We start from the raw sequence: 16,400 nt of genomic DNA, 5'->3' as shown, positions 1-16,400 counted from the left end.
CCATGCACGCATCTTTCTCTCTATTACGTCGCCTGCCGGTTATCGCCGGTTTACTGGCCAGCCTGACGCTGAGCGGTACGGCCCTTGCGCAGGAAAAAGATCCCGCGCAGTTACGCATTGCCTACCAGAAAGGATCCGTCGGTCTGGTGCTGGCGAAATCCCATCAGTTGCTGGAAAAACGTTTTCCGGACACCAAAATCACCTGGGTAGAATTCCCTGCCGGGCCGCAAATTCTCGAAGCGCTGAACGTCGGCAGCATTGATCTGGGCGGTACCGGTGATTTGCCACCGCTGTTCGCGCAGGCAGCAGGCGCAGACCTGCTGTACATCGGTTCTGAACCGCCGAAGCCCAAAGCTGAAGTGATTCTGGTCGGCAGCAACAGCCCGATCAAAACCGTCGCTGACCTGAAAGGCCATAAAGTGGCTTTCCAGAAAGGCTCCAGTTCACACAATTTACTGCTTCGCGCGCTGCAACAGGCCGGGCTGAAATTCACGGATATTCAGCCGGTTTATCTGACCCCCGCCGACGCCCGAGCGGCTTTCCAGCAGCATGACGTCGATGCCTGGGCCATCTGGGATCCGTACTATTCCGCCGCGCTGGTTCAGGGTGATGTTCGCGTGCTGACCGACGGTTCGACCTTACACCAGACCGGTTCTTTCTACCTGGCACCGAAAAAATATACCGAAGCGAATCCGCAATTTATCAGCGCTGTTCTGGACGTGTTAACGCAGGCGAATGCGCTGACGAAAACCGACCGCGCGCAAAGCATCACACTGCTTTCGCAGTCGATGGGGCTGCCGGATAAAGTCGTGGCCTCTTATCTGGATCATCTGCCGGACCTGCCTATCACGCCGGTGAGCGCAGAAACAGAAAAGCGCCAGCAACAAACCGCCGATTTGTTTTATGAAAGCCATATTTTGCCCAAACCGGTTGAGATTAAAGATCGCATCTGGAAACCCGAAGTACAGGCCAACTAAACATTCATTGAGCCGCCCCCTGAGCGGCGCCTTATGACGATTTGAGAGGAGCAACAACATGAGTCTGAACGTATTCTGGTTCTTACCTACCCACGGCGATGGCCGTTATTTAGGCACGGAAGAAGGCGCACGCGTGGTCGATCACGGCTATCTTCAGCAGATCGCACAGGCAGCGGACCGGTTAGGTTTTGGCGGCGTCTTGCTGCCAACGGGCCGTTCGTGTGAAGACTCATGGCTGGTGGCTGCCTCGCTGATCTCGGTGACTCAGCGTCTGAAATTTCTGGTGGCACTGCGTCCGGGGATTATTTCTCCGACACTGGCTGCGCGTCAGGCCGCCACGCTTGACCGCCTTTCCGGCGGTCGCGCACTGTTTAATCTGGTGACAGGTGGTGATCCGACCGAACTGGCTGCCGAAGGTTTGCATCTCAATCACAAGGAACGCTACGAAGCGTCCGCAGAATTTACCCGCATCTGGCGTCGTGTGCTGGAAGGGGAAACGGTGGATTACGAAGGCAAACACATTCAGGTGAAAGGCGCGAGCCTGATGCATCCGCCGGTTCAGTACCCTCGCCCGCCGCTGTATTTTGGCGGTTCTTCTGACGAAGCGCAGGATCTGGCCGCTGAACAGGTTGAGCTTTATCTGACCTGGGGCGAACCGCCGGCGCTGGTGAAGGAAAAAATCGGGCAGGTTCGTGCGAAAGCCGCCGCGAAAGGACGCACCGTTCGTTTCGGTATCCGTCTGCACGTTATTGTCCGCGAAACCAACGAAGAAGCCTGGCGCGCCGCAGACAAGCTGATCGCCAACGTGGATGATGAAACTATTCAGCGCGCGCAGGCGGCGTTTGCGAAAACCGATTCCGTCGGTCAGCACCGCATGGCTGCCCTGCACGGCGGTGACCGCAACAAGCTGGAAATCTATCCGAACCTGTGGGCGGGCATTGGTCTGGTGCGCACGGGAGCCGGAACGGCGCTGGTCGGAGACGGCCCGACCGTTGCAGCCCGCATGCAGGAATACGCCGATCTGGGTATTGATACCTTTATTTTCTCCGGTTACCCCCATCTGGAAGAAGCCTATCGCGTCAGCGAACTGCTGTTCCCGCATCTGGATCTTGCAAAACCGGAAGACGACCAAACCGTAAAAAAAGCCATTTTGCCGCGCGGTGAACTGGTGGCTCACGATTTTGCGAATAAACGTGCCGCCAGCCAGCATTGAGGATAACAAAGATGACGAGATCACAACGCTGGCTTAACCGCGCCGCGCCCTGGGTCGTTCCTGTCGTCCTGATCGGCGGCTGGCAACTGGCCGTTGAAGCAGGCTGGATGTCAAACCGTATTCTTCCTGCGCCGAGCGCGGTGGTCGAAGCCTTCTGGACGCTGGCGAAAAGCGGCGATCTCTGGCAGAACCTGAAAATCAGTACCTTCCGTGCGCTGACGGGATTTGCCATTGGCGGCAGTCTCGGGTTACTGCTCGGCTTTATCACCGGGCTTTCACGCTGGGGCGAACGTCTGCTCGACAGCTCGCTCCAGATGTTGCGTAACATTCCGCATCTGGCGCTGATCCCGCTGGTGATCTTGTGGTTCGGCATCGATGAGTCCGCCAAGATTTTCCTGGTGGCGCTGGGCACACTGTTCCCGATTTATCTCAATACTTATCACGGTATTCGCAACATTGACCGAGGCCTGCTGGAGATGTCGCGCAGCTACGGTTTGTCCGGTTTCCCGCTGTTTATTCAGGTGGTGTTACCGGGTGCACTGCCATCCATTATGGTCGGCGTGCGTTTTGCGCTGGGCTTTATGTGGCTGACGCTGATCGTCGCGGAAACCATTTCTGCCAATTCCGGCATCGGGTATCTGGCGATGAACGCCCGCGAGTTTTTACAAACTGACGTCGTGGTCGTGGCTATCGTGCTGTACGCCATCCTCGGCAAACTGGCTGATGTGCTGGCCCGCCTGCTGGAAAGTGTCTGGCTGCGATGGCACCCGGCCTATCAGAAAAAACAAGGAGACGCTGCATGAGCGTACCTGCACGTATCGGGCAAGGCACGCCGGTGACGTTATCCGGCATCACAAAAAAATACGGCAACCGCATCGTCCTCAACGACATTAATTTACGCATTCCCCCTGGCCAGTTTGTGGCCGTTGTCGGCCGCAGTGGTTGCGGTAAAAGTACCTTGCTGCGCCTGCTCGCCGGGCTGGAAAAAACCACGCAAGGCGAGTTGCTCAGCGCCAGTGCCCCGCTCAGTCAGGTGCGCGAAGATACCCGCCTGATGTTTCAGGATGACCGCCTGCTGCCGTGGAAAAAGGTGATTGATAACGTCGGACTGGGTCTGAAAGGCCAGTGGCGTGAAGCCGCGCGGGCTGCGCTGGAAGAAGTCGGGCTGGCCGATCGCGCCGATGAATGGCCGTCGGCGTTATCTGGCGGACAAAAACAGCGTGTGGCGCTGGCACGGGCACTGATCCACCGCCCGCGTCTGCTGTTACTGGATGAACCGCTGGGGCACTCGATGCGCTGACGCGGATTGAAATGCAAAGCCTGATCGAGCGTGTGTGGCAGCAACATGATTTCACCGTTCTGCTGGTGACGCATGATGTCAGTGAAGCGGTGACGGTCGCGGATCGCGTGATCCTTATCGATCAGGGGCAAATTGGCATGGACTTAACCATCGATTTGCCGCGCCCGCGCCGTAAAGGATCCGCACGTCTGGCAGAACTGGAAGCCGAAGTGCTGGAGCGCGTTCTGACGCCACAGCCGTCGCAGACGGTTTCGCAGGAAGCAAAACGCGCGCAGAGTTAATTCAAAATACCGTCATCTCAACATGACAAAAGGGCGATGTTTCCATCGCCCTTTTGTCTGTCTGCGTTTCTGCGATGCGTTTCTGCGACTAATTACGCATCTAACGCTTTGGTGATTTTCTCGAACAAATCACCGGACAGATTTTCCAGCCCTTTAAGCTGCTCAAGCGCCTGGCGCATCAGCGCCTGACGGCCGGCATCGTAACGTTTCAGGCGGATCAGCGGCTCGATCATACGCGCGGCAACCTGCGGGTTACGCGTGTTCAGGTCAGTCAGCATTTCGGTCAGGAACTGATAACCACTGCCGTCTGCGGCGTGGAACGCAGAAGGGTTAGCCGAGGCGAACGCACCGACCAGTGAACGGACACGGTTCGGGTTGCCCATGCTGAATGAACGGTGATTGAGCAGTGAACGGACTTTCTGCAACACATCGGCCGCGGGGCTGGTCGCCTGCTGGATAAACCATTTATCCATGACCAGACCATCGTGATGCCAGCGCTCGTCGTAAGCCGCCAGCAACACTTCACGGCAAGGCAACTGCGCAGAAACGGCGGCGGCCATCGCAGCCAGCGAGTCAGTCATGTTATCCGCCTGCTCAAACTGGGTTTTAACCAACTGATCCGCCAGCGTGACATCTGCGAAGGCCAGATAATGCAGACAGGTATTGCGCAATGAACGTTTACCGATATCTTCGTGAAGCACACGGTATGACGGCAGACAGTTAGCGTTATAAACCGCCAGGAATTCATCTGCCATTTCGGTTGCGAGACAACGGGTAATCGCCTCATGTACGGCACCGATCGCATCCGGATCGATGATATCGAACAGTTCAGCAATTTCATTTTCTGACGGCAGCGTCAGGATCTGCGCCGCCAGCGCCGGATCAATATGTTCATCCAGCAGCACCGCCCGGAAGGCATCCGCCACATGCAACGGCAGTGACAGAGGCTGTTTCTGCTGATGACGTGCGACGTTCAGTTTGATGTAAATAGCCAGCAGGCTCTGCGCCGCATCCCAACGGGCGAAATCGTTACGTGCAAATTTCATCAGGAAAGTCAGCTGATGATCGCCCCACTTGTAATCGAGTTTCACCGGTGCGGAGAATTCACGTAATAAAGAAGGCACCGGCGGAGTTTCCACATCATCAAAGATGAAAGTCTGCACGGCTTCGGTCACATTCAGCACATGGCTGACAGTCTGGCCGTTTTGTTTCAGCGCAATCACGTTGCCCTGCGGATCGTAGAGTTCGATATCCAGCGGAATATGCAGCGGCAGCTTTTCAGTTTGATCAGGCGTCGGCGGCGTTTTCTGACTGACGGTCAGGGTGTACTGCTGTTTTTCCACGTCGTAGTCGTCGCGCACAGTCAGCACCGGCGTACCGGACTGGCTGTACCAGCGACGGAACAGCGACAGGTCAACATTTGAGGCATCTTCCATCGCCTGCACGAAATCATCGCAGGTTGCAGCGCTGCCGTCGTGACGTTCGAAATACAGTTGCATACCGGCCTGGAATTTCTCTTCGCCCAGCAGGGTGTGCAGCATACGAATAACTTCTGAGCCTTTCTCATACACCGTCAGGGTGTAGAAGTTATTCATTTCGATCACTTTTTCAGGACGAATCGGATGCGCCATCGGGCTGGCATCTTCAGAGAACTGAGCGCCACGCATAACGCGGACGTTATCGATACGGTTGACGGAACGGGAGCCCAGATCAGAGCTGAATTCCTGATCGCGGAAAACGGTCAGACCTTCTTTCAGGCTCAGCTGGAACCAGTCGCGACAGGTCACGCGGTTACCGGTCCAGTTATGGAAATATTCGTGGCCAATGACCGCTTCGATACCGAGGTAATCTTTGTCGGTGGCGGTTTCCGCTTTGGCCAGCACGTATTTGGAGTTAAAGACGTTCAGGCCTTTGTTTTCCATTGCGCCCATGTTGAAGAAATCAACGGCAACAATCATGAAGATGTCGAGATCATATTCCAGATTAAAACGGGTTTCGTCCCATTTCATCGACTGTTTCAGGGATTCCATTGCCCAGCCCGCACGATCCAGATTACCGCGGTCAACGAACAGTTCAAGCGCCACATCACGGCCTGAACGGGTTTTGAAAGAATCACGCAGAACGTCGAAATCACCGGCAACCAGCGCAAACAGGTAGCAAGGTTTCGGGAACGGATCCTGCCATTTGATCCAGTGCTTACCGCCTTCCAGTTCGCCAGAATCGACACGGTTACCGTTTGACAGCAGGTACGGATAGCGGGCTTTGTCCGCCACGATGCGGGTGGTAAAACGCGCCAGCACATCTGGACGATCCAGATAATAGGTAATATGACGGAAACCTTCCGCTTCACACTGGGTACACAGCGCTTCGCCGGACAGGTACAGCCCTTCCAGCGCGGTGTTTTTCGCCGGGTGAATTTCATTAACAATCGCCAGTTCGAACGCTTCGGGCACGCCGGTGATTTCCAGCACACCTTCTTTAAACTGATATTGCGGCCAGTCCTGACCATTAATTTTCAGGCTGACAAGGGTCAGATTTTCGCCGTTGAGCACCAGCGGAGCGCCTTCAGCGCCTTGTCGTTTGATCTGACTGACGGCGGTCACAAGGGTCTTCTGTGCATCAAGCTCGAAATTCAGGTCGATATCCGTGATGGTGTAGTCCGGCGCACGATAGTCGTGGCGGAACTTGGCTTGTGGCAGTTGAGTCATAAAAAACCTTTTGGCGTTTTCATTGTTTAGGGTGATGACGATTTATGGAAGATGAAGCCGACGCATGTCGCCAGCGATTGGCTGGGCAGCCCTGACAGCCTTCAATCTTTTTATCTCTAAACTCTACCACAGGCATCAGGAAATCCCAGATTGTTGCCATTTTGTGAGTGCGTTAGCCCACGATTTGTTCAAAACGGAATGTCCCGGCGCTGACGAAGAGTCACCGCGAAGAAAACACGCAAGAACCGGGGGATTAAACAGTCAGGCGGCAGAACGTTTATTATCATGAACAATTGCAGGGGATTACACCGCGGAAAATGCGTGCAGAAACGAGCCAGTGAGTCTTTTCAGAACGTCAGTTTGATTAAATTTATGTAATCAATTTGTGCTTTTTTTAATCTCAATAATCCCCTATTTGCCTGTAGTGCCTGCGTTTAAGCACATTTAAGCCTCGACCAATCACGGACAATTATGATGTGATGAGGGTTCTTTAGCGGGATAATACGGTATACTTCACAGACTTTGCTGTTTTATCCAGAACGTTTTTTTTACGGAACGGTTGTTTGTGTTCAAACACTCAGTTTCTGACGAGGATGCTGTAAGCGCGCTATGACTCCATACGCCTCCCCGATTTTGACTTCGCTGTTAGATACCGATGCCTACAAGCTTCACATGCAGCAAGCGGTTTACCATCGCTATCGCACTATTAACGTCGTGGCCGAATTCCGCTGCCGTGGTGATGAACTGTTGGGCGAATACGCCAGCGAAATTCGTCAGCAGATCCAGATGATGAGTCAGCTGGCGCTGAGCGACGACGAATTCACCTACCTTTCCGGGCTACCCTTCTTCACGCAGGATTATCTGAACTGGCTGAAAGCGTTCCGCTACAATCCTGAGCATGTCACCGTCTCCGATCGCAACGGGCATTTGCACGTTCGCATCGAAGGCCCGTGGCGTGAAGTGATCATGTGGGAAGTACCGCTGCTGGCAGTTATCAGTGAAGTTGTCCATCGCCAGCGCTCACCGGATGTTACCGCGCAAATGGCGGTGGATCAGCTGCGTAAAAACCTTGCCGGTTTCAAAGAACAGGCCGCTGATATCGATCTCTCCGCTTTCCGCCTGATGGATTTCGGCACACGTCGCCGTTTCTCCGGGGAAGTTCAGGAAGCGATTGTCACCACGCTCAAAAACGAATTCCCGTATCTGGTTGGCACCAGCAACTACGATTTAGCGCATAAATTGCAGCTGACGCCGGTCGGAACACAGGCGCACGAGTGGTTCCAGGCACATCAGCAGATCAGCCCGGTTCTGGCAAACAGCCAGCGCGCCGCCTTGCAGGCCTGGCTGGATGAATATCCCGATCAACTGGGCATTGCCCTCACCGATTGCATCACCATGGATGCTTTCCTGCGTGATTTCGGAACAAAATTCGCCAACGCTTATCAGGGCTTACGCCACGACTCGGGGGACCCGGTTGAATGGGGTGAAAAAGCCATCGCACATTATCAGGCGCTCGGTATCGACCCGATGGCTAAAACGCTGGTGTTTTCCGACAATCTGGATCTGGATAAAGCGCTGCATTTATACCGGCATTTCCATCAGCGGGTGAATCTGGTCTTTGGTATCGGCACGCGTCTCACCTGTAATATTCCGGACGTCAAACCGCTGAACATCGTGATTAAGCTGGTTCAGTGTAATGGCAAGCCGGTGGCAAAACTTTCGGATAGCCCCGGAAAAACAATATGCCAGGATAAAGCGTTCGTGAAAGCCTTGCGCAAAGCATTCGATCTGCCGCTGGTTAAAAAAGCATCCTGATGAATAAACACTGTGCCGGAAAATGAACTCCGGCACATGACTGTATTTCCCCCGAATTAACGCCTCCTCTTTTCTTCCTTTATATACATACGATTTAATTCGCTCGGCTTTCATTCGTTCAGCCAATAATTTCAGTCAATCCATCCTTCTGCCTGAGAATTCTTGGCTGCCGATGACGATTTCTGCTTGTGTCCTGAGAAAGGCTAAGTAACATAGCAAAATCCCTTTTTACAGGGTGTCCATTATTTCTTAGCCAACATCTGTATATAAAGAAAGAGAGAAATCTATGAGCGTTGTGCCTGTAGTCGACGTACTGCAAGGCCGTGCTGCGGTTGACAGTGAAGTCACCGTACGCGGTTGGGTACGTACCCGGAGAGATTCTAAAGCGGGTATCTCATTCGTCGCCGTTTATGACGGCTCCTGCTTTAATCCATTACAGGCCGTCGTCAATAATTCTCTGCCCAATTATCAGGAAGACGTATTGCGTCTGACGACAGGTTGCTCAGTCGAAGTGACGGGTACTGTTGTGGCTTCACCCGGCGAAGGCCAGAGTTTTGAACTGCAGGCGACCGCCGTTAAAGTGGTTGGCTGGGTGGATGATCCGGATACTTACCCGATGGCAGCGAAGCGCCACAGCATCGAATATTTACGCGAAGTGGCTCACCTGCGCCCGCGCACTAACCTGATTGGTGCGGTTGCTCGTGTACGCAACACCCTTTCTCAGGCGATTCACCGTTTCTATCACGAAAACGGCTACTTCTGGGTATCAACTCCGCTGATCACAGCGTCTGATACTGAAGGCGCAGGCGAGATGTTCCGCGTGTCCACGCTGGATCTGCAAAACCTGCCGCGTACGGATAAAGGCGAAATTGATTTCAGCGAAGACTTCTTTGGTAAAGAATCTTTCCTGACCGTTTCCGGCCAGCTAAACGGCGAAGCTTATGCGTGTGCGCTGTCCAAGGTATATACCTTCGGCCCGACTTTCCGCGCAGAAAACTCCAACACCAGCCGCCACCTCGCTGAGTTCTGGATGGTTGAACCGGAAGTCGCTTTTGCCACGCTTGACGATATCGCATCACTGGCTGAAAACATGTTGAAGTATGTTTTCCAGGCCGTTTTGAACGAACGTGCAGACGATATGGCCTTTTTCGCTGAACGCGTAGACAAAGATGCTGTTGCCCGCCTGGAGCGTTTTGTAACCTCCGATTTCGCGCAGGTGGATTACACCGATGCAGTAGAAATCTTAATGAATTGCGGTCAGAAATTTGAGAACCCAGTTTCATGGGGTGTGGATCTTTCGTCAGAACACGAACGTTATCTTGCAGAGCAGCACTTCAAAGCGCCGGTCGTTGTGAAAAATTATCCTAAAGATATCAAATCTTTCTATATGCGTCTGAACGATGACGGCAAAACAGTTGCTGCGATGGATGTTCTGGCACCGGGCATTGGCGAGATTATCGGGGGTTCTCAGCGTGAAGAACGTCTGGATGTACTGGACGCCCGTATGGCCGAAATGGGCCTGAAACAGGAAGATTATTGGTGGTATCGCGATCTTCGTCGTTACGGCACGGTGCCGCACTCTGGTTTCGGGTTAGGATTCGAACGTTTAGTGGCTTATGTCACCGGTGTTCAAAACGTACGTGACGTAATCCCGTTCCCTCGCACACCACGTAATGCAACCTTCTAATTAAATAACGTATTTGTATTTTACAAAATTGCCACAATTCGGAGGCCAGCTAAGCTGGCCTTCGCCATTTTTAAAGATAGATCCCCGTCACAAAGTTCCGCAAAATACACATTTTGAAATACATTCTTTCCCACTGAAACATATTTAGTAATTTAGTAGCATTTTCGCTATGGATTAAGCGAACCTCGGATGGAATAGTGCGTTCAGACACAGGAGACACCAAACTCTCACGAATAGTTCCGTAAAGAATTGTTTAGGGCAGTGGCAGGTGTCCGAATAAAACCAATGAGGGTAATAATAATGATGAAGCGCAACATTCTTGCAGTGGTAATCCCAGCTCTGTTAGTTGCTGGTGCAGCTAATGCAGCAGAAATCTATAACAAAGACGGCAACAAACTGGATCTGTACGGTAAAGTTGATGCACGCCACACCTTCTCTGACAATGCTAGCGATGACGGCGACCAGACTTATGTTCGTTTCGGCTTCAAAGGCGAAACTCAAATTACTGACCAACTGACCGGTTACGGCCAGTGGGAATACAACGTTCAGGCTAACCACGCAGAAAGCGCTGGCGACGAAGGCAACAAAACTCGTCTGGGCTTCGCAGGTCTGAAATTCGGTGATGCAGGTTCATTCGACTACGGTCGTAACTACGGCGTGATCTACGACGTAATGTCCTACACCGACCAATTGCCAATCTTTGGCGATGACACCATGTACCAGAATAACGACAACTTCATGGTTGGTCGTGCAAATGGTCTGGCAACTTACCGTAACAGCAACTTCTTCGGTCTGGTTGATGGCCTGAGCTTCGCTGTACAGTACCAGGGTAAAAACGACGAAGGTCGTGACAGCCGTGGTGCAGTTGATTCCAATGGCGACGGCTGGGGTACTTCTACCGCTTATGCTATCGGCAACTCAGGTGTTAGCCTGACAGGTGCTTACTTCTCTTCTAACCGTACTACTCTGCAAAAACAAGATGGTACTGGTGACAAAGCAGACGCATACGCATTCGGCGCTAAATACGATGCGAACAATTTATACCTGGCAACCTTCTACGGTGAATCACGCAACACCACCGATTACGGTAACCCGGCTGCGATTGCTAACAAAACTCAGAACTTTGAAGTTGTAGCTCAATACCAATTCGACTTCGGTCTGCGTCCATCTATCGCATACCTGCAGTCTAAAGGTAAGGACCTGGATGGCTTCACCAAAAACGGTTCAACCTACACTGGCGGCGATGCAGACTTGGTTAAATACATCGAAGTTGGTACTTACTACTACTTCAACAAAAACATGTCTACCTACGTTGACTACAAAATCAACCTGCTGGACGACAACGACTACACCAAAGCAGCGGGTCGCACCACAGACGACACCGTTGGTGTTGGCCTGCAATACCAGTTCTAATATCGCTTAACGATGCGCTTACGGGCACATCAAAGTGGATATCAAGGCAGGGCTTCGGCTCTGCCTTTTGCATTTATGCGTTTGCCGAAAAACCGCTTTGCCACCTCATCTCATAAATTATTTTAATCTCGCACGCTTTCTCACAACTCTGCTTTCTTTTTGCCGCAAACGGTTGGCAAAAAGGGGCTCCGGCGTTACCCTGATGCCCTCTTTCGAAATATCAGGCTATGGAAGTTTCCAACATGTTTGAAAAAATCACTGCAGCACCTGCCGACCCGATTCTGGGTCTTTCCGATCTTTTCCGCGCTGACGACCGCTCAAATAAAATCAATCTGGGGATTGGTGTTTATAAAGATGAAACCGGTAAAACGCCGGTTCTGACCAGTGTGAAGAAAGCCGAACAATTCCTGTTGGAAAATGAAACGACAAAAACCTATCTGAGCATCGACGGGTTACCTGATTTCGCACGTTGCACGCAGGAATTGCTGTTTGGTAAAGGCAACCCTGTTATTGCCGACAAACGTGCCCGCACTGCACAAACGCCTGGCGGGACCGGCGCGCTGCGTATTGCCGCTGATTTTATCGCCACGCAGACCAGTGCCAAACGCGTGTGGGTCAGCAACCCAAGCTGGCCGAACCATAAAGGCGTTTTCTCGGCCGCAGGTCTGGACGTTGCAGAATACAATTATTACGACGCTGCCAATCACAGCCTCGACTTTGACGGCATGCTTAAGAGCCTGAGTGAAGCACAGGCAGGTGACGTGGTGTTATTCCATGGTTGCTGCCACAACCCGACAGGTATCGATCCGACACAAGCGCAGTGGGCTCAGCTGGCTGAATTGTCTGTTGCCAAGGGCTGGTTGCCGTTGTTTGATTTCGCCTATCAGGGTTTCGCTAAAGGTCTGGAAGAAGACGCTGCCGGGCTGCGTTTGTTCGTGGCTAACCATAAAGAATTGCTGGTCGCGAGCTCTTACTCAAAAAATTTCGGCTTATACAATGAGCGCGTCGGTGCCTGTACGTTAGTGGCTGCCGATGCCGAAACCGCAGACCGCGCATTCAGCCAGGTGAAATCCGTTATCCGCGCAAACTACTCCAACCCGCCAGCACACGGCGCAGCGGTTGTTGCCACTATTCTGGGTAACGAAGCATTGCGCACGCTGTGGGAGCAGGAACTGAGTGATATGCGTCAGCGCATTCACCGTATGCGTCAGCTGTTTGTCAGCACGTTGCAGGAAAAAGGCGCGCAGCAGGATTTCAGCTTCATTATTAATCAGAACGGAATGTTCTCGTTCAGCGGCCTGACCAAAGATCAGGTACTGCGTCTGCGGGATGAATTCGGCGTTTACGCGGTAAACTCTGGTCGTATTAATGTCGCCGGTATTACGTTCGACAACATGGCACCGTTGTGTGAAGCCATCGTTGCCGTGCTGTAAGAAATTGAGGTTCTGAGTTCCATTAAAAAGCCCGTCAGGTAACTGACGGGCTTTTTGTATTCTGGCAACCGGAAAAATCACCAGACCGGCTGTTCATCCTGCAGGAACGGGTTATTTTTACGTTCGTACCCAAAATCGGACATTGGCCCGTGTCCTGGAATAAAGACGATATCATCCCCGAGCGGCAATAATTTTGCCTTGATCGAATGAATCAGCGCCTGATGATCCCCGTGCGGGAAATCACTGCGCCCTACTCCGCCTTTAAAAATTACATCACCGGAAACCGCCAGCCGCGCTTTATCATTGATGAAAACAATGTGTCCCGGCGTATGTCCCGGGCAATGCAATACCGAAAGGACTTCTTCGCCCACGTTCACGGTATCCCCTTCTTCCAGCCAGGTATCTGGCGTCAGCGGGTCACAATGGTCAAGGCCGAACATCTGGCTTTGCGTCGGCAAGGCATCGAGCAGGAACTGATCTTCTTTTTGTGGCCCGATAACCGGAACCTGATAATGCGCAGCCAGTTCTGCTGCGGCACCGACGTGATCAAGATGGCCGTGTGTCAGCAAAATTTGCGTGACCAGCACACCTTTGTCAGAAACTTCGCGAATTATTTTGGCTGCTTCACCGCCCGGATCGACAAGCGCGGCCTGATTGGTTTTCGTACACCAAATCAGTGAGCAATTCTGGCTGAACGCCGTGACTGTAATAAGATGGAATTTCATAGGGCTCCACAAAATGGCCTGTCCGTTTGGGCAGGCCATTAATTACGCACACTACCAGGTTCGTGCTGGCCCGGTATCAATGTGCACAAAGTTACTTCGTGGATAATATCCTACACCACCCATCCGCATTTTTAATGCTGCTTTGCGGATATTACTCAGTTCGATGCCCTGAATATGGAAATCCATGGCCTGCCCGAGCGTGTGGTAACTGTGTTTTGCTACGCCGCTTCCCGGTTCGCGCATGCTGTTATTGGTTGCCAGAGAGCGGTAGCCGGAAATCAGCTGAACCGGTTTATTCGCCCCACCGAGCATAACCTGCAAACGGTAAAGGTGATCGAAAAGCGCGGGATCGATACTTTTTACTTTTTCCGCACGATAGTCCCTGAACAGATGATTCAACCGGGCCAACTCATCCTTGTTATAACGCTTTCCATCAAAAAACTCAGTTTTGAGGGTTTCGCCGGTATTCAGATTGTTAACCACTAAAATACGCGGACGAGGTGTGGAAAGAGTGGCAAATGCACGACTCGGAAGCAATGCAATCCCCATAGCGGCACTGCCTAATGCCAGCCATTTACGGCGATGTTTGTCGATTTCATTCATGAACAGTTTACTATCCGGTAAGAGAGTCAAAAATAAGCCCCATTCGGAACCGTTTTGAACCTTAACCGCCAAATTTCTGCGAGTCAAGGGACCCCGTAAAGCAAAACGAGCGTGCCGGTGGCTCACGCTCGTTGTCAGGCCAAATACTCAGACCCTTATCAGATTAGTTTTACTGCATTTATTGGAGCAAAATTTCTGCCTGAGGCAAAATTTGTGCACCCGATCGCACTGTCGCATCGTAATTGTAAATATCTGTGCGGAATTGCGGCTTACCATCGTCAGCCACCCACGCCGTCAGATAGAACAGTTTTACCGGTATATGATGGCGGATCGCCACATAGGTCGTATTGCCGCCCTGAAGCGCTGAAGAAATTCGGGTATCGTTCCAGCCCGCATCCTGCAACAGCATATTGGCCAGCTCAGAAGCTTTATTCACCCTCACACACCCGGAGCTCAGCGCGCGAATATCTTTGCTGAACAGATTGTGGTTAGGCGTGTCATGCAGATAAATGGCATCGGAACTTGGCATGTTAAATTTATAGCGACCCAGGGAGTTGCTTGCCCCAGGCGCCTGACGGATGCGATACGGGAAATGGCTTGGTGAAACCATGGCCCAGTCAATCATCGACGGATCAATCACTTCCGCATCATTGCTCCAGCCTGACAAGACCTGATAACCGTGCTGCTGGAAGTACGTCGGATTGTTCATGGCTTTCGGCACAATATCTTCGCGTACTAACGTTGTCGGCACGTTCCACGGCGGGTTTACCACCACGTTATTGAGCGCACTGCTCATCAGCGGGGTTTTGCGGCTCGGACGACCGACAATGACCCGCGAGGACAACACTTCGCTACCGTTGAGATAATAGGTGAGCTGGTAGTTTGGAATATTCACCATAATGCCCGTATTCACATTACCCGGCAGAATACGTAAACGTTGAATATTGAGCGCCAGCAATGTGGCACGCAATTGCGGAGACGCATTCAGCCACTGGCGGGTACGTCCGCCAATAATGCCGTCCGCTTCCAGCGCCTGCCATTTCTGGAAGCGTTTAACCGCTTCGACCAGATCCGGCGTGTACTGATTGTTCGACACAGCGACCGGCACGGCAGGCGCAGGCGTTCCACCGGCCTGGACCGTTGGCAACACATCCTGAACCGACGTCGCCGAAGGGCTGACCGCTGGCGTCGCAGGTTGCGCTTTATCGGCGGCCTCATCGACCGATAAATCATCATTCGCCGCACTTCCCGGCACGTTAGGCGCAATGGTCTCATCGGTCGGCTTCGGCGATTTGGCCTCTTCCGGCGACGCAACCATCATTCCCGTACGGGTCAGAATTTCGCGCAACGCAGGCACATCATCACTGATTTGATCCGGACGCAAACTCGCCGCGCCACGCATCACTGGCCACGGACGATTGTCCGCAAGCATCAGCTTCAGTGCATCGTGCATTTTGGCATAGTAAGGGTGTTGTGGCGTCAGCGTTGACAGATAGCGCGTCGTATCGCCCTGACGGACGGCCAGTTGCCACTGGTTAATCACCGTCAGCGGCGGCGTTGTCATTTTGTACGGCACATTGCTGTAAAGCCAGGTGTCACCATTGGCTTCAATGCTGCTGGTAAATTGCAAATATCCCAGCATCGCATCGGACAGGACAACATCGCGCGCCATGCCTTTGACCTCAGGATCCGTCAGCCATCTTACCCATTGCGTGAATTGCGGCTGAATACCTGAAATCGCCAGTTCAGCTAACTGCTGCTGGAAAATCTGGATGGATTCTCTGTCCTTCCACATAGGCTGCATATGATTGGCAGCATACAGTGAGGACAAAGAGGATAAATACAGCGGACGAATGCCGCGTGGCGCCAGTTCTGCCTGCAACTGACTCATGCTCTGAACGCTTGAAAGCGTCGTCTTTCCTACCGGCATAGTGGGTACTGTGGCCCAGGCTGAAAACCAGGGTGACAGACCGCTTGCCAGCAGACAGCTGGCGACTAAAAACTTGAGAGACCTTTGATTCATTAACATTTTCCCTTGCCTCCCGATAAATTGCCCAATCTGATCCCCAAAAATTAAGCCAGCAGCTCTTGGATTAAGTATATAAACAGATTTCTTTTTTTGCGCAGGAACTCAATGCAATAGAGTCCGCCTCTCACGTAAAGACTCTAAGCCAGCCGTCAGCCGAAATAAAGACTTCATTGTGTACTTTCCATTGGCCTGCAAGGCATTAGCTCATTAATCACA

The 16,400-nt window shown here is 52.5% G+C and carries 11 protein-coding genes and 1 pseudogene; 8 read left to right on the top strand and 4 right to left on the bottom strand.

Going from position 1 to position 16,400, the window contains the following annotated elements:
• The first annotated feature begins 2 nt into the window (after nucleotides 1–2).
• The 4 genes and pseudogenes from ACM5QY_RS12350 (at nucleotide 3) to ssuB (ending at nucleotide 3,771) form a co-directional block, all read left to right on the top strand.
• Complete coding sequence (locus tag ACM5QY_RS12350) at nucleotides 3–977, top strand: sulfonate ABC transporter substrate-binding protein (protein ID WP_416120877.1); 975 nt, start codon at nucleotides 3–5, stop codon at nucleotides 975–977.
• Between the two features lie 58 nt (nucleotides 978–1,035).
• Nucleotides 1,036–2,190 (top strand): FMNH2-dependent alkanesulfonate monooxygenase, encoded by a 1,155-nt coding sequence (ssuD, locus tag ACM5QY_RS12345; protein ID WP_416120875.1) that lies wholly within the window; start codon nucleotides 1,036–1,038, stop codon nucleotides 2,188–2,190.
• Between the two features lie 11 nt (nucleotides 2,191–2,201).
• Nucleotides 2,202–2,993: an aliphatic sulfonate ABC transporter permease SsuC gene (ssuC, locus tag ACM5QY_RS12340; RefSeq protein WP_416120873.1), complete on the top strand. Its 792-nt coding sequence runs from the start codon at nucleotides 2,202–2,204 to the stop codon at nucleotides 2,991–2,993.
• Nucleotides 2,990–3,771: pseudogene (ssuB, locus tag ACM5QY_RS12335) on the top strand (aliphatic sulfonates ABC transporter ATP-binding protein). The gene ssuC and the pseudogene ssuB overlap by 4 nt, the downstream one beginning before the upstream one ends.
• A 92-nt stretch (nucleotides 3,772–3,863) precedes the next feature.
• Here ssuB and pepN read toward each other — a convergent pair.
• Nucleotides 3,864–6,479, bottom strand: coding sequence for an aminopeptidase N (gene pepN / locus ACM5QY_RS12330; RefSeq protein WP_416120871.1), 2,616 nt, complete (start codon nucleotides 6,477–6,479; stop codon nucleotides 3,864–3,866).
• Between the two features lie 609 nt (nucleotides 6,480–7,088).
• On the opposite strand from pepN, the gene pncB reads away from it, so the two are divergent.
• From pncB to ACM5QY_RS12310, 4 genes are all read left to right on the top strand, one after another.
• Nucleotides 7,089–8,294 carry a nicotinate phosphoribosyltransferase gene (gene pncB, locus ACM5QY_RS12325; protein ID WP_416120870.1) on the top strand — a complete coding sequence of 402 codons (1,206 nt, stop codon included), beginning with the start codon at nucleotides 7,089–7,091 and terminating at the stop codon, nucleotides 8,292–8,294.
• 286 nt (nucleotides 8,295–8,580) lie between these two features.
• Nucleotides 8,581–9,981 carry an asparagine--tRNA ligase gene (gene asnS, locus ACM5QY_RS12320; RefSeq protein WP_416120869.1) on the top strand — a complete coding sequence of 467 codons (1,401 nt, stop codon included), beginning with the start codon at nucleotides 8,581–8,583 and terminating at the stop codon, nucleotides 9,979–9,981.
• Between the two features lie 300 nt (nucleotides 9,982–10,281).
• Complete coding sequence (gene ompC, locus ACM5QY_RS12315; RefSeq protein ID WP_416120868.1) at nucleotides 10,282–11,394, top strand: porin OmpC; 1,113 nt, start codon at nucleotides 10,282–10,284, stop codon at nucleotides 11,392–11,394.
• 242 nt (nucleotides 11,395–11,636) lie between these two features.
• Entirely contained in the window at nucleotides 11,637–12,827 is a 1,191-nt protein-coding gene (locus tag ACM5QY_RS12310) for an amino acid aminotransferase (protein WP_416120867.1), read from the top strand.
• Nucleotides 12,828–12,904: 77 nt separating this feature from the next.
• On the opposite strand, the gene ACM5QY_RS12305 is transcribed toward ACM5QY_RS12310, so the two are convergent.
• The 3 genes from ACM5QY_RS12305 to ldtD form a co-directional block, all read right to left on the bottom strand.
• Nucleotides 12,905–13,552, bottom strand: coding sequence for an MBL fold metallo-hydrolase (locus tag ACM5QY_RS12305; protein WP_416120866.1), 648 nt, complete (start codon nucleotides 13,550–13,552; stop codon nucleotides 12,905–12,907).
• A gap of 51 nt (nucleotides 13,553–13,603) precedes the next feature.
• The gene (locus ACM5QY_RS12300; RefSeq protein ID WP_104921469.1) at nucleotides 13,604–14,155 is read right to left on the bottom strand and encodes a YcbK family protein; all 552 of its coding nucleotides are present in this window, start codon (nucleotides 14,153–14,155) and stop codon (nucleotides 13,604–13,606) included.
• A 178-nt stretch (nucleotides 14,156–14,333) separates the two neighbouring features.
• Nucleotides 14,334–16,184, bottom strand: coding sequence for a L,D-transpeptidase (gene ldtD / locus ACM5QY_RS12295; RefSeq protein ID WP_416120865.1), 1,851 nt, complete (start codon nucleotides 16,182–16,184; stop codon nucleotides 14,334–14,336).
• Nucleotides 16,185–16,400: the final 216 nt, after the last annotated feature.

Origin of the sequence: Rahnella sp. PCH160 (assembly GCF_047784855.1) — a bacterium.
Classification (GTDB): domain Bacteria; phylum Pseudomonadota; class Gammaproteobacteria; order Enterobacterales; family Enterobacteriaceae; genus Rahnella.
The sequence above is the reverse complement of the archived record's forward strand: the minus strand, read 5'-3'. Positions and strand labels throughout refer to the sequence as shown.

Coding starts and splice junctions, on each gene's coding strand:
- ACM5QY_RS12350 (WP_416120877.1), top strand. CDS start 3: ATGCACGCATCTTTCTCTCTATTACGTCGCCTGCCGGTTATCGCCGGT.
- ssuD (WP_416120875.1), top strand. CDS start 1,036: ATGAGTCTGAACGTATTCTGGTTCTTACCTACCCACGGCGATGGCCGT.
- ssuC (WP_416120873.1), top strand. CDS start 2,202: ATGACGAGATCACAACGCTGGCTTAACCGCGCCGCGCCCTGGGTCGTT.
- pepN (WP_416120871.1), bottom strand. CDS start 6,479: ATGACTCAACTGCCACAAGCCAAGTTCCGCCACGACTATCGTGCGCCG.
- pncB (WP_416120870.1), top strand. CDS start 7,089: ATGACTCCATACGCCTCCCCGATTTTGACTTCGCTGTTAGATACCGAT.
- asnS (WP_416120869.1), top strand. CDS start 8,581: ATGAGCGTTGTGCCTGTAGTCGACGTACTGCAAGGCCGTGCTGCGGTT.
- ompC (WP_416120868.1), top strand. CDS start 10,282: ATGATGAAGCGCAACATTCTTGCAGTGGTAATCCCAGCTCTGTTAGTT.
- ACM5QY_RS12310 (WP_416120867.1), top strand. CDS start 11,637: ATGTTTGAAAAAATCACTGCAGCACCTGCCGACCCGATTCTGGGTCTT.
- ACM5QY_RS12305 (WP_416120866.1), bottom strand. CDS start 13,552: ATGAAATTCCATCTTATTACAGTCACGGCGTTCAGCCAGAATTGCTCA.
- ACM5QY_RS12300 (WP_104921469.1), bottom strand. CDS start 14,155: ATGAATGAAATCGACAAACATCGCCGTAAATGGCTGGCATTAGGCAGT.
- ldtD (WP_416120865.1), bottom strand. CDS start 16,184: ATGTTAATGAATCAAAGGTCTCTCAAGTTTTTAGTCGCCAGCTGTCTG.